The organism is Enterovirga rhinocerotis, assembly GCF_004363955.1.
GTDB classification, from domain to species: domain Bacteria; phylum Pseudomonadota; class Alphaproteobacteria; order Rhizobiales; family Beijerinckiaceae; genus Enterovirga; species Enterovirga rhinocerotis.
Window position 1 is genome coordinate 1,558,447 of sequence record NZ_SNZR01000011.1, and the last position, 13,202, is coordinate 1,571,648.

Below are 13,202 nucleotides of genomic sequence, written 5' to 3' on the forward strand. Positions count from 1 at the left end.
GCGTCAGATTCAGAATACGTATTAATATGACCGCATAACTTATTGTTTTAGAAAGACCATAACCGCTCTCTCCCTCGCCCCTTTCGGCATCTCCGCACGCCATCGTCCGCCCGCCGGTCAACTGCAAATCGTGGCTCGCGGATTGCCGGGCCTCGGCCCCCGTGATAGCCGGCCGGCATGCCCATCTCGCCCGTCCTCGTCGCACCCTCGGTGCTCGCCTGCGATTTCGGTCGCCTCGCCGAGGAAGTCCGTGCCGTCGACCAGGCTGGAGCCGATTGGATCCATGTCGACATCATGGACGGCCATTTCGTGCCGAACATCAGCTTCGGGCCAGACATCACGCGGGTGATCCGCAAGGCGACCGGCAAGCCGCTCGACGTCCATCTGATGATCGCTCCGACCGATCCCTACCTCCAGGCCTTCGCGGAAGCCGGGGCCGACGTCATCACCGTCCACGCCGAGGCCGGGCCGCATCTGCACCGCTCGCTCCAGGCCATTCGCGCCTTGGGCAAGAAGGCGGGCGTCGCCATCAATCCTGGAACGCCTGAAAGCGTGGTCGAGCCGGTGCTCGACATGGTCGACCTCATCCTCGTGATGACGGTCAATCCGGGCTTCGGCGGCCAGAAGTTCCTCGAGGCCCCGCTCGAGAAGATCCGGCGCCTGCGCGCCATGACGGCCGGCCGCGACATCCTGATCGAGGTCGATGGCGGCATCACCGTCGAGACGGCGCCGCTCGCCGCAGAGGCGGGCGCGAGCGTGCTCGTCGCCGGCTCGGCCGTCTTCGGCAAGGGGCCGGACTACGCCAAGCCGATCGACGCCATCCGTGCCGCCGCCGAACGGGCGACGGGCCTCTGGGCGTGAACGCCCACACGCTCCTCATGCCGAGGTGCTTGCCGAAGGCGAGCCTCGGGATGAGGACGGTTCAGACTGACGAGACGCAGCCATGATCCCTCGCTATTCCCGCCCTGAAATGACGGCGATCTGGTCGCCGGAGACGCGGTTCCGCATCTGGTTCGAGATCGAGGCGCACGCCACGACCGCGCTCGCCGAACTCGGCGTCGTGCCGAAGGAAGCCGCGGCCAAGGTCTGGGAGAAGGGTCGCGAGGCCGTCTTCGACGTCGCGCGCATCGACGAGATCGAGCGCGTGACGAAGCACGATGTCATCGCTTTCCTGACCCACCTGTCGGAGATCGTCGGGCCCGAGGCGCGGTTCGTGCACCAGGGCATGACCTCCTCGGACGTGCTCGATACCTGTCTCTCGGTCCAGCTCACGCGCGCCGCCGACATCCTCATCGCCGATGTCGATACGCTGCTCGACCATCTGAAGCGGCGCGCCTTCGAGCACCGGATGACCCCGACGATCGGGCGCTCGCACGGGATCCACGCCGAGCCCGTGACCTTCGGGCTCAAGCTCGCCGGCTACCATGCGGAGTTCCAGCGGGCCCGGGCGCGGCTCGTCGCGGCGCGAGCGGAGATCGCGACCTGCGCCATCTCCGGAGCCGTCGGCACCTTTGCCAATATCGACCCGCGCGTCGAAGCCTATGTGGCGGAGAAGATGGGCCTCGCGGTCGAGCCGGTCTCGACGCAGGTCATCCCGCGCGACCGGCATGCGATGTTCTTCGCGACGCTCGGCGTCGTGGCCTCCTCGATCGAGCGGCTGGCCATCGAGATCCGCCACCTCCAGCGGTCGGAGGTCTATGAGGCCGAGGAGTTCTTCTCGGAGGGCCAGAAGGGCTCCTCCGCCATGCCGCACAAGCGCAACCCGGTCCTGACCGAGAACCTCACCGGTCTCGCCCGGATGGTGCGCGCCTATGCGCTGCCGGCCATGGAGAACGTCGCCCTCTGGCACGAGCGCGACATTTCCCACTCCTCCGTCGAGCGCATGATCGGCCCGGATTCGACGATCACGCTCGACTTCGCCCTCTCCCGCGTCGCGGGCGTCGTCGACAAGCTCGTCGTCTATCCGGAGAACATGCAGAAGAACCTCGACCGGCTGGGCGGCCTCGTCCACTCGCAGCGGGTCCTCCTGGCCCTGACCCAGAAGGGTGTCTCGCGCGAGGACGCCTATCGGCTCGTTCAGCGCAACGCGATGCCGGTCTGGCGCGGAGAAGGCGACTTCCTGACGCTCCTCAAGGCCGATGCCGAGGTGAAGGCGGCTCTGTCCGACCTCGAACTCGAGGAACTGTTCGATCTCGGCTACCACCTGAAACAGGTCGACACGATCTTCGGCCGCGTCTTCGGTACGGACTGACGTGGGGCGTCGCGACGGCCGACGGGCGGGGAGGCCTTCCAGAATGATGCGCCGTCTGAGCACGCTCGGCCTCGCGATCGGCCTTGCCGGGCCGGCCCTGGCCCAGACCCCGCCCGCACCTGAGGCTCTCGACTGGATGCGTCTGCGGACAGGCGAGAGAATCCAGCAGCAGCCGCATCTCTGGAGCGTCGAGCAGGTCGACGCGATGCTCCGGCCTCTGTTCCTGGCGGTCTCGCGCGACGGAACGCGCATCACGGCAGAGGATCGGGACATCGCAGCCAGGGCAGGCCTCGCCCGCGCGCGCCCGACCGCCATGACACAGTTTCTGAGGGCGGACATCTCGGGCGCGGGACGGATCGACCGCGATGCGATGGCGACCGCGACGGCCCTCGGGAGCCAGCCGCCCCGCGCGAAGGACGACCCCGCGGTCCTCGCGATGGTCGAACGCTATTTCCGGCAGGCCGATACCGACGGCGACGGCATCGTGACCTATCGGGAAGCCGTCGTCGCGGCCGACCAGTCGCTGGGCCAGACCAGCAGAGCGAACCTCACCGCCGTACCGGCCGAGCTCGATCTTGACGGCGACGGCGCCGTCGGTCTCGACGAGTTCGGAGCGGTCCTGCGCGTCGTGTTCGAGGAGATCGATACCGACCGGGACGGCCGCATCTCGAGGCCCGAAGCCGATCATTTCCGCGGCGCTGCGATGCGTCAGGCCCAGCGGGCCGAGAACGAGCGGACGTCCCGGCGGATGGCGGTCGAACGCGCCCGCCGCAACGCGGCCGAGTGCGCCGTCCCGTCCTGGCCCTCGGATGCGGTCATCGTGGCCGCAATCGGCCCGCGGGGGAACCGATCGCTCGCCGACGTCACGATCGGCAGCGGCGAGGCGAAGATCGGCGCCGTCAATGTCCATATCGAGCCCGGGCCGCAGCCTCTCGCAGTGGTCCTCACGGCGCCCGAGCCGACGATCTGGCAGTTCAGCGGCGAGACGGGGCGCGTCGTCTCGGTCTTCGTGGCGCAGGACGACGAACGGCGGTTCGAATCGCGCGGCCAACTGGCGCCCCTTCCGAGTTGGGAGCACCGCTCAGGCGTCACGGGTCTCGATAGGCCCCGCATCACCTTTGCTCCGAAACCCGGCTGCCTTCCGCCCGCCGGGCCGTCCAACGTCGAAGCTCTGGAGGCGGCGCTGAGCCGACGCCCCGAGGCCGTCGCCGGCGGCTTCGGGATGACCACCGCCCGACTGCCATCCGGCTCGGCCCTCGCCGACGGCATCTTCCCCAACCGGATCGAGTTTCCGACGGGCGGTGCGGGCGGGCCTCTCTGGGCGCTGGCGGCGGAAAGGCGCGAGGCCGTGATCCGTGTCGAGCCCGATTCGGTCGTCGCCGCTCGTCCCGTCTCGCGGTCGACGCTGCCCGGGCTTGCCGGCCTCGCGACGCTCGTCGACGATGGACGCGCCAAGATCGCCGCTTGGCAGACCGTGACGCGCTTCCTCGATGCCAGCGGGCGTCAGGTCGGGCCGACCATCCCGGGCGACCCGGACCGGGCGCGTCTCGGCGGGTTCCACGGGACGCCGACCGTCAGCCGCATCCCGACCGAAGTGATGCTCCTCGCGCCGGTCGCCGTGCCCACCGGCCTGCAGGGGTCGGGGATTCGGCGGCTCATCCTCGCGCGCGGCGTGCCTGCGCCTTCGGGCGATCGCATGATCTGCATCATTCGCGAGGATGACGGAAAGCCCCTGCCCGGCTCGCGCTGCAACTGAGAAGCGACGGGCTTCGCCTCGACGCCGTGATGCGGTAAGGGCTCGCGCTCACTCGGCGAGAGCCGTCATGTCCAGTCATTCGGGCGTCGTGTGCCTTCGTCAGGCAAGCCCGTCAGTTCGGTAGCAGCCTGGCAGTCGTCGTCATGGACCCGAGACAGAAGCTCGCGCTGGCGAGCATCGCGGTCGCGATCGTGGTGCTGGGCCTGAAATATGCCGCCTATCACGTCACCGGCAGCGTCGCGCTCTATTCGGACGCGCTCGAAAGCATCATCAACGTGGCGACGGCCCTCGTCGCCTTCTATGCGATCCGGGTCAGCCTGCAGCCGGCCGATGCCGACCACCCCTACGGGCACACCAAGGCGGAGTATTTCTCGGCCGTTTTCGAGGGCGCGCTGATCGTCGTCGCCGCGCTGCTGATCCTGCGCGAGGCCTATTTCGCCTATCTCGCCCCACGCCAGATCGAGGCGCCCGCGCTCGGACTAGCCATCAACGCGGGAGCCTCCATCCTGAACGCGGGCTGGGCCTGGATCCTGATCCGGAAGGGTCGGGCCCTGCGTTCGCATGCTCTCCAGGCCGATGGCCGCCATCTGCTGGCCGATGTCGCCACCTCGATCGGGGTGCTCATCGGGCTGGTCGCCGCCATCGCGACGGGCATCCCGCAATTGGACCCGGCGCTCGCAGCGCTCGTGGCCCTGAACATCCTGTGGGCGGGCTGGCAGGTCATGCGCGAATCCGTCGGCGGCCTCATGGACCAGGCGGCCTCGCCCGACACCATCGCCCGGATCAGGGAGCTCATTTCAGCCCATGCCGAAGGGGCGATCGAGGCTCACGACCTGCGTACACGCCATGCCGGCCGTGTGACCTTCCTCGATTTCCATCTGGTCGTGCCCGGCACGCTCAGCGTCTCGGAAGCGCACGACATCTGTGACCGGATCGAGCGCGCGGTTCGTGCGGAATTCGAAGGCTGCCTCGTGACGATCCATGTCGAGCCGGAGAACAAGGCGAAGCATTCCGGCATCGTCGTGCTCTGACGCACCGATCCCGATCCGGGCGCGATCACGGTGAGACTTCGTCAACCTTAAGCGATCACCTTGCGCTCCGGACAAGGCGGATCAGTGTTGTGCGTAACGTCGGCCTCCTGGCAATCTTAAGCATCGCGCTCCCTGTGGGAGCCGCGCACGCGGAAATGGTGCCGCCGAACGGCTCCGTGGCGTCATCGAGCCCCACGTCGAGCCCGCTTCCGCAGGCGGCGGGCGCGTTGCTTCCGGGGCTCGGCGCTCCGATCGAGATCACGCCCGCTCCCCGGCTTCCCCCCGCCGAGGCAACCGTCCCGCGGCCGCGAGCGGCGACGCCGCGTCCCAGCCCGGCTTCGGCAGGTGCGGCGGGAACAGTTCCGCCCTCCTCAGCGTCCCGTCCGGCCATCCCGAAGCCGCGCACGGTGCTCGCCGCGCCCAAGGTCGACCAACAAGCCATCGACAGGCCCGCATCGAAGAATCCGGTGCCTCCGCCGGAGCCGATCAAGCTCTCGGACGATCCCCGGCCGACGCTCGGACCCGACACCTTCGTCTCCACGATGAAGGCCGGAGAGCGCTATCAGGCGATCGCCGAGGGAGGCGGCTGGTCGAGCGTGCCGAGCGAGATCACGCGTCTCAAGACCGGCGACGACGGGCCGGCAATCGTCGCGCTGAGACGGCGCCTCGCGCTGACCGGCGACCTGCCGCAGCAGGAGGCGTCGGGAAGCCAGTTCGACGATGCGCTCCGCGCCGGCATCCGCCGCTTCCAGGCTCGCCACGGTCTCGAGGAGACCGGGCTCGTCGGGCCGCGCACGCTCGTCCACCTGAACATCAGCGCATCGCAGCGCGTCCGGCAGCTTCAGGCATCGGCCACCCGGCTGATGGGCTCGAAATTCGCCTTCGGCGACCGCTACGTCGCGGTCAACATCCCCTCGGCCGCCGTCGAGGCCGTCGATCGGGGCGTGGTCGCGAGGCGCTACGTCGCTGTCATCGGGCGGCGCGAGCGCGCCTCGCCGCAGGTGGAGACCCGGATCACCTCGGTGAACTTCAACCCGACCTGGACGGCTCCGGTCTCCATCATCAAGAAGGACATCATTCCGCACGTCCGCAAGGATCCGGCCTATCTCGCGAAGATGCGCATCCGCCTCTTCGACGCGCAGGGCCAGGAGGTCGATCCCAACACGATCGACTGGTCGACCAACCAGGCGGCGAACTACACCGTGCGGCAGGATGCAGGCGCCGACAACTCGCTCGGCGAGATCCGGATCGACATGCCGAACCGGCACGCCGTGTACATGCACGACACGCCGTCGAAGCGGCTCTTCGCCCGGTCGATGCGGGCCCAGTCCTCGGGCTGCGTCCGTGTTTCCGGCGTGAAGGACCTGGCAGCCTGGCTGCTCGAGACGTCTCCCGGACCCGCCGGTCAGGGCTGGAGCGGGATCGACATCGAAACGGCGATCGCCGGCGGACGGCGGGTCGACGCGAAGCTGTCGAAGCCCGTGCCCGTCGCCTGGGTCTATATGACGGGCTACGGCATGGCGGACGGCAGCGTCCACTTCCGCGACGATGTCTACGGGCTCGACGAGCCCCCGCCCCTTCCGGAGCCCAAGCCCGCCGCCATCGCAGCGGCGAGAGCGGCGGATCCGGTCGTGACGTCGTCCATCACCCCGGCCCGTCGCTGAACGGCATGGCGGGGAGCGGCAGTCGGCGACAAGCTCGGTGAGCAAGGACGCGTTCTCGGATCCGCAGTCCGTGGCACGCTATGCCGAAGGGCCGCCCAAGCTGGTCCCAGGTTTCGCAGACCTGCAACGCATGGTCCTGCTTCTCCTCGCGGAGCACGCGCCGGACGATGCGCGGGTTCTGGTCCTCGGGGCCGGCGGGGGCCTGGAGATCAAGGCTTTCGCCGAAGCGAAGCCCGGCTGGCGGTTCGACGGTGTCGATCCGTCCGCCGCGATGCTCGACCTCGCCAGCGCCACGCTCGGCCCACTCGCGGCGCGCACGCAGCTTCATTGCGGCGTCATCGATCGTGCGCCTGACGGTCCGTTCGATGCCGCGACGTGCCTTCTGACACTCCATTTCGTGGAGCCCGAGGAGCGTCTGCGGACACTCCGCGAAGTTCGGCGCCGCATGAGGCCTGGAGCACCGTTCGCCGTCGCGCATCTGAGCTTCCCTCAAGACGGCGCCGACGGCGACCTGTGGCTCGCGCGATATGCCGCATTCGCCGTCTCGTCCGGCGTCGACCCCACCAAGGCTGAGGAAGCTCGACGCGCGATCGCCGCCCGCTTGCCGATCCTCTCCCCGCAGCAGGACGAGCAGCTCCTGCGGGACGCCGGATTCAGCGATGTCGGCCTTTTCTACATGGGCTTCGCTTTCCGCGGCTGGGTTTCGCGCGCCTGACGCTCGCCGGCCGAGCCGGGGGCCGGTGCGTGCGACAGCCGACCACCGGGAGCGCCCTTTGCATCTGCCTCCGCAATCCGCTAAGGTCCTGAAATCGTTCGTAGTTTAAACTCCTTCTAAACTGGCTGGCGGATGATTGTTTGCTCGTGCAACGTCCTTTCGGACGGCGACGTGAAGGCCTGCCTCGCGCCGGGGCCGGACTGCCCGCGCACGCCCGCCCAGGTCTACCGCTGCCTCGGCTGCTCGCCCAATTGCGGTCGCTGCGCCCGTTCCATCCGTGCCATCATGGATGACGCGCTCCTGGCCGCCGCCCAGCAGCACGACTGCACGGTCTGCAAGGCCACCGCCTGCCCCGGCCATCACGATCAGCAATACGACTTCGCTGTCGCTTGACGGTCGGCCGTCGCGTCAGCCATGTCCGACGGAATCGAGCTGGGCTCAGCCGGCCGCATCAGGCTGCCCGGATCGCTACCTTAAAAAGATTCTAAACTATCTGGACACGACGATCGGATCGGCCTACATCGCCTCTCAACATCGGAGAGGTTGACATGAAGGGCGACGCCAAAGTCATCGAGTATCTCAATCGCGGACTCCGCAGCGAGCTGACCGCGGTGAGCCAGTACTGGCTGCATTTCCGCCTGCTGGAAGACTGGGGCTATCTCGATCTCGCCAAGCACTGGCGCAAGGAATCGATCGAGGAGATGCAGCACGCCGACAAATTCATCGCGCGCATCATCTTCCTGGACGGCTTCCCCAACCTCCAGGTCCTCGATCCGCTGCGGATTGGCCAGAATATCAAGGAGATCCTCGAATGTGATCTCGCTGGCGAGGTCGAAGCGCGCGCGCTGTATCTCGAAGCCGCGAAGTACTGCGACAGCGTGAACGACCGCGTCTCGAAGAACCTCTTCGAGGAGCTGGCGACGGACGAGGAGGGCCATATCGACTTCCTCGAGACGCAGTTCAACCTCATCGAGCAGCTCGGCATCCAGCTCTATGCCCAGAAGCATATGGGGCCGGTCGAAAGCGGCGACCACTGAGCCGTCATCCCGATCCCTCGAGGCGTTGAGGGAACGGGCCGGTCGCGATACCGTTCTGTCTGCTGCGCCGAGATCGACGGCGCGCAGGAGACGAGCCGATGGCCAAGGCGACCAAGACGAAAGCGCCGCGAGAGCGTACCAATCTCGCGACGCCCACGGATCTCGATCCGAAGGCCGTCGAGGCGATTGCGCAGGCTCTCAACGGCCTCGTCTGCGACGCCTTCACGCTCTACGTCAAAACGAAGAACTTCCACTGGCACATGAGCGGACCGCATTTCCGCGACTATCATCTGCTGCTGGACGAGCAGAGCGACCAGATCTTCGCAACCATCGACCCGCTTGCCGAGCGGGTCCGCAAGCTCGGCGCCCGCACGGTGCGCTCGATCGGCCAGATCAAGCGCGATGCGAGCCTCACCGAGAACGAGGCCGATTTCGTCGGCCCGCTCGACATGCTCAGCGAGCTCGTGGACGACAACAAGGCCATGGCGAAAGCGATGCGCGAGGCGCACGCCCTTTGCGACGAGCACGACGATGTCGCCTCGGCGAGCCTCCTCGAAAACTACATCGACGAAACCGAACGGCGGACCTGGTTCCTGTTCGAGGCGAGCCGTTCGTCCGACCGGACGGGCCACTGACGGAAGGCGTTGCGCCGATGTGTCGAAGCCGGCCCTCGCCCTCAACCTGGCGAGAGCCGGCGGTCCTTCAGGCCGCGCGACGGTGGTCGGGCGGTTCCAGATCGAGCGAAGCGCGCAGCAGCCCGGATTCTTCGGGATCCGGTGCGATCGCGAAACCGAGTTCCTCGGCGAGCGCCCGCATGCCGGTATTCTCAGGCAGGACGAGGCCAACCACCTCGGTGACGCCGATCGACGGTGCTCGCTCGATCACCTGCCGCAGGAGAAGGCCGCCGAGACCCTGTCCCTTCAGGTCCGAGCGCACCATCACCGCGAATTCGCCCTGGCGCCCCTGGATGCGGTGAAGGCGCCCGACGCCGTAGAGCTCGCCGCAATCGATCCCGACCGCGGCCCGCACGACCGCCTCGCGCGGATCGTAGCGCGTCAGGCGAAAGATCTGTCGCTCGCTCAAGGGCGCTGCGGAGAAGAAGCGAAGCCGGCGATCCGATCCCGAGACGTGGCTGTGGAACTCAGGGTAAAGGACGTCGTCGCCGGGCTGCAGGGCCCGGATCATGACGGCGCGCCCTCCGGACAGCACAAGGTCCGGCCGCGCTCCCGATGGGACGGCGATCACCATGCCCGCAATATAGTGTGCAGTGCAGCATAATGCGAGCCCTGACGGGCGACGCCGACGAATCCTGCCGAGCTACTCCGCGGCAACGGCACCGATGGCAGGGCGATAGGCGGGCAAACGTACCTCGACCAGCGTGCCGAGGTCCGGCGCGCTCGTGACCGAGAGCGCACCGTCATTGGCTTCCGCCAGCGCTTTCGATAGCGGCAGCCCGAGCCCCGTTCCGTCCGAGCGGCGTGTGCTGGGCACCTGCCGGAAGGGCGTCAGCGCAGCGGCGATCTCTTCCTTGCTCATGCCGGGTCCGGTGTCGCGAACGCTCAGGACCACCTCGCCGTGCCCACCGACGGCCGTCGAGACGATGACCTGCCCCCCCGCCCCCGCGAACCGGATCGCGTTTGACAGGACGTTGATCACGATCTGCCGCACCGAGCGCTCGTCCGAGTACACGAGGGAGATATCGGGCGAGAAGCTCGTGCGCAGGATCGTCCGCTCACGGGCGGCCAGCGGAGCGGTGAGGCCCACGCATTGCTGGGCCAGTGCATTGAGGTCGACCGCCGAAGGCTGCAGATCGGTCCGGCCGGACGTCGCCTTGGCGAGATCGAGCAGATCGTTGATCAGGCTGAGGACATGGACGCCGGAATCGCGCACGTCCTTGAGGTATTCCTTGTACCGCTCGTTCCCGAGCGGCCCGAACCGCTCCTCCAGCATCAGTTCCGCGAAGCCGGTGATGGCGGTGAGCGGCGTGCGCACTTCGTGGCTGATCCGGGCCAGGAAATCGGCCCGGTTCGCGCTCGCAGTTTCTGCGACCGCACGCGCCTCCCTCAAATCCTGCTCGAGCAGCTTGAAATGCCGGATATCGCGGAAGGCCAGCGCGAAGCCGCTGCCGTGACCGACCGGGCTACGGCCCGCCCGGACAGAGAGCGGAATCGTCGTGCCGTCTCGCGTCCGGCCGAGCAACTCGCATTCCGCGCGGGCGTCCGATGCGCCGCCGCGCAGCGAATCGAGGATGGTCAAAAGCGCTCGGTGATCGCGCGGATCGACGAGCGCAGTGACACTGTCGCCGACGACCTCGTTGGCGCGGACCCCGAATAGCCGCTCGGCCGATCCGCTCAGCGACAGGAGGCGTGCAGCGGCGTCCAGGGTCACGACCCCGTCGGCGGCGAGATCGAGAGAGGTCGCGAATTCGCGCTGCGCCGTGTCGCGGCGGTGCAGTTCGAGCTTGGCGGCGCCGAGTTCGGCCGATGCTCCCTCGACCGGCGGCGTGAGGACGACGAGCACGGCGCCGAGATCGCCCCATCCGATGCGGCCCGCGCGCGCCTCGAAGATCCGCCGCTCACCCGATGCGGCGCCGAGCGCGAGCGTGGTCGTCCGCTCGCCGCCATCGGGGTCGAGGCCCAGCACGTCGTGAAGACCGTCCGTCGCCACGAGATCGGGGAGATCGCGCGCGGACAGGTTCGCCAACAGGAACCGGTTGGCGAAGAGAGGCACGCCGTCGCGCAGGACCACGATGCCGACGGGCATGTCATCGAGGAGCCGTGTCGGCTCTCCGGAGCGGACATGCTGCACGGGCAGCGGCACGATCTCCGCCGAATCCCGCTCCTCGCTCGGAGGCTCGCCTTCCGCCGAGCCGCTGAGGGCGCGTGCGATCTCGTGCAGGGCCCCCTGTTCGCTGAGCGACAGGCTGTCGGCCTTGGCGGAGGCGCCGGTATCCGCGACGCGATCGGCGTCTGCAATCGGTGCGCTTGCCTGATCGCCGGACGGTCCCGCCGTCCGTTCGGCATCAGCCTCCGTCCCCGCGATGCGCGCCGACAAGGATTCGCCGAGCTGCGCGCTGAACCAGGACCGCAGCATGCCGAAGACCGTGTCGTCGGCAGAGTCCCCAGTCGAGGGATCGACGGGCGACGCGGCAGGCCCAGGCTCCGTCGCGACGGCGGCAGCGGCCAGGGCGCCCGCGGGAGCCGGCTGGGCCTCATCCGGCCAGGCAAGGCCGAATCCTCGCCACCCGCCGCCCTCCCCGGCCAACGGCGTGCCGCTCAATTCGACCGGGATCACACGACCGGAAGCCGGCGCAAGCCATTGGGCGGGCAGCCGATGCCATGCGGTGGTCCCGGAAAGGGCCCGGCCGATGCCACCGTCTTGATCGATGACGAGACGCCCGACCAGATCCTCCCAGCGATCGCCGAGTGCGGCCGACGCTCCTTCGCCCACGCATTCGTGGAACTCGGGGGATATCGTGGTGAACCGACCATCCGCATCCGCGGACCAGGTGAAGCGACGGCCGCGGGGCCGCACCACCTCTGCCGGCGGACGGGGCGATTCGTCGCGGTACTGCGGCCGGTCTCCATCGCTCGCAGCCCGCGCCTCCGACAGGGAGCGGCTCGCTGCCGGGCTGTCGAGAATCACAGTGAGGAGGACGTCTTCGCCCGCTTCGCTCAGGATGCGGCAGGCAAAGGTCACGGGCGGCGCAAGGCCTGCGAGCCGCAAGCGCTCCAGACGGAACCCGGCCCGAGGCGCGAGCCCTCCGGCGAGCAGGCGCAATCGCTCCAGGGTCGCCCGAGGAAGAGCTTCCAAGGGCGGGAGCATCGTGCCACCCTGCGATCGCCAGATTGGCTCAGCCAGGGACGACCAGACGATGACGGGTGTCGACCTCTCGCTCAGGCGAGCAAGACCGGGCTCGGTGGCGAGCGCCTCAATCTTCGTTTTCCAGTCGGGGGCCGTTCCGGCCATCGGGTACTCTCGGACCTCGGGTGCTGCGAGAAAGCAAATCTTTCGTCTCAAAGCGAGACCTTCCGTCACCTAAGCGCGTTAACTCCCCGGTAAAGTTAATCTGCGGGCACGCACTTGCATTTTGCACCGCACAGGATATGTTGCATTGCACAAGACGCCTATAGGGCAGGAGGTGACCATGGACGATAAGACGATCAAGTACGAAATCCCGACCGAGATGCGCGATTTCGCCGAGAAGAGCGTCGAGCAGGCCCGCAAGGCGTTTGACGGCTTCCTGAGCGCCGCCAACAAGGCCGTCGACACGTTCCATGGCTCGTCGTCGAACATGCAGTCGACCGCCTCGGACGCGACGAAGAAGACGCTCTCCTATGCGGAGCAGAACATCGCGGCCGCGTTCGACCATGCTCAGCGCCTCGTGCGCGCCACCGACATTCAGGAAGCCGTGCGGCTTCAGAGCGAGTTTGTCCGCTCTCAGTTCACGACGATGCAGGGCCAGATGAAGGAGCTCGGCGAGATCGCTCAGTCGGCCGCGCGCGACGCGACGACGAAGGCTGCGAGCGTTGCCAGCGAGGCTGCCGCCGCCACGCGCTCGGCCACCGAGCAGGCGACCGCTGCCTTCAACCGCGCTTCCCAGACGGCCGCTGCCGCCGCCAAGCCGAAGCCCCCGGTGAAGTAATCAGGCGGCGGCCGCAAGGCCGCCGTTCCAGCACCAGAAGCCGCCCTCCCTGCCGGGACGGGCGGCTTTTTCGTGCCTGTTGCCTGCGCGGCCCGATGGCCGC

The 13,202-nt window shown here is 68.0% G+C and carries 12 protein-coding genes; 10 read left to right on the top strand and 2 right to left on the bottom strand.

Annotated features, from left to right (window positions below):
• Positions 1 to 177 precede the first annotated feature (177 nt).
• The 9 genes from rpe to EV668_RS08100 all read left to right on the top strand — a co-directional run bounded on the left by rpe (position 178) and on the right by EV668_RS08100 (position 9,089).
• The gene (gene rpe / locus EV668_RS08060; RefSeq protein WP_133769254.1) at positions 178 to 861 is read left to right on the top strand and encodes a ribulose-phosphate 3-epimerase; all 684 of its coding nucleotides are present in this window, start codon (positions 178 to 180) and stop codon (positions 859 to 861) included.
• Positions 862 to 943: 82 nt separating this feature from the next.
• Complete coding sequence (gene purB, locus EV668_RS08065; RefSeq protein ID WP_133769255.1) at positions 944 to 2,251, top strand: adenylosuccinate lyase; 1,308 nt, start codon at positions 944 to 946, stop codon at positions 2,249 to 2,251.
• Positions 2,252 to 2,294: 43 nt separating this feature from the next.
• Complete coding sequence (locus EV668_RS08070) at positions 2,295 to 4,007, top strand: EF-hand domain-containing protein (protein WP_133769256.1); 1,713 nt, start codon at positions 2,295 to 2,297, stop codon at positions 4,005 to 4,007.
• 143 nt (positions 4,008 to 4,150) lie between these two features.
• Complete coding sequence (locus EV668_RS08075; RefSeq protein ID WP_133769257.1) at positions 4,151 to 5,038, top strand: cation diffusion facilitator family transporter; 888 nt, start codon at positions 4,151 to 4,153, stop codon at positions 5,036 to 5,038.
• Between the two features lie 467 nt (positions 5,039 to 5,505).
• Positions 5,506 to 6,702 carry a L,D-transpeptidase family protein gene (locus EV668_RS08080; RefSeq protein ID WP_245512929.1) on the top strand — a complete coding sequence of 399 codons (1,197 nt, stop codon included), beginning with the start codon at positions 5,506 to 5,508 and terminating at the stop codon, positions 6,700 to 6,702.
• Positions 6,703 to 6,739: 37 nt separating this feature from the next.
• Positions 6,740 to 7,417, top strand: a complete 678-nt coding sequence (locus EV668_RS08085) for a class I SAM-dependent methyltransferase (protein WP_245512930.1) — start codon at positions 6,740 to 6,742, stop codon at positions 7,415 to 7,417.
• 132 nt (positions 7,418 to 7,549) lie between these two features.
• Positions 7,550 to 7,810 (top strand): (2Fe-2S)-binding protein, encoded by a 261-nt coding sequence (locus EV668_RS08090; RefSeq protein ID WP_133769259.1) that lies wholly within the window; start codon positions 7,550 to 7,552, stop codon positions 7,808 to 7,810.
• Between the two features lie 155 nt (positions 7,811 to 7,965).
• Entirely contained in the window at positions 7,966 to 8,454 is a 489-nt protein-coding gene (gene bfr / locus EV668_RS08095; protein WP_133769260.1) for a bacterioferritin, read from the top strand.
• A 98-nt stretch (positions 8,455 to 8,552) separates the two neighbouring features.
• Complete coding sequence (locus EV668_RS08100) at positions 8,553 to 9,089, top strand: Dps family protein (protein ID WP_133769261.1); 537 nt, start codon at positions 8,553 to 8,555, stop codon at positions 9,087 to 9,089.
• Between the two features lie 67 nt (positions 9,090 to 9,156).
• Here EV668_RS08100 and EV668_RS08105 read toward each other — a convergent pair whose 3' ends face one another.
• A complete protein-coding gene (locus EV668_RS08105; protein ID WP_166652384.1) occupies positions 9,157 to 9,639 on the bottom strand; it encodes a GNAT family N-acetyltransferase in 483 nt (160 codons plus the stop codon).
• 132 nt (positions 9,640 to 9,771) lie between these two features.
• Positions 9,772 to 12,267, bottom strand: a complete 2,496-nt coding sequence (locus EV668_RS08110; protein WP_133769263.1) for a PAS domain-containing sensor histidine kinase — start codon at positions 12,265 to 12,267, stop codon at positions 9,772 to 9,774.
• A gap of 334 nt (positions 12,268 to 12,601) precedes the next feature.
• On the opposite strand from EV668_RS08110, the gene EV668_RS08115 reads away from it, so the two are divergent.
• Complete coding sequence (locus EV668_RS08115) at positions 12,602 to 13,099, top strand: phasin (protein WP_133769264.1); 498 nt, start codon at positions 12,602 to 12,604, stop codon at positions 13,097 to 13,099.
• Positions 13,100 to 13,202: the final 103 nt, after the last annotated feature.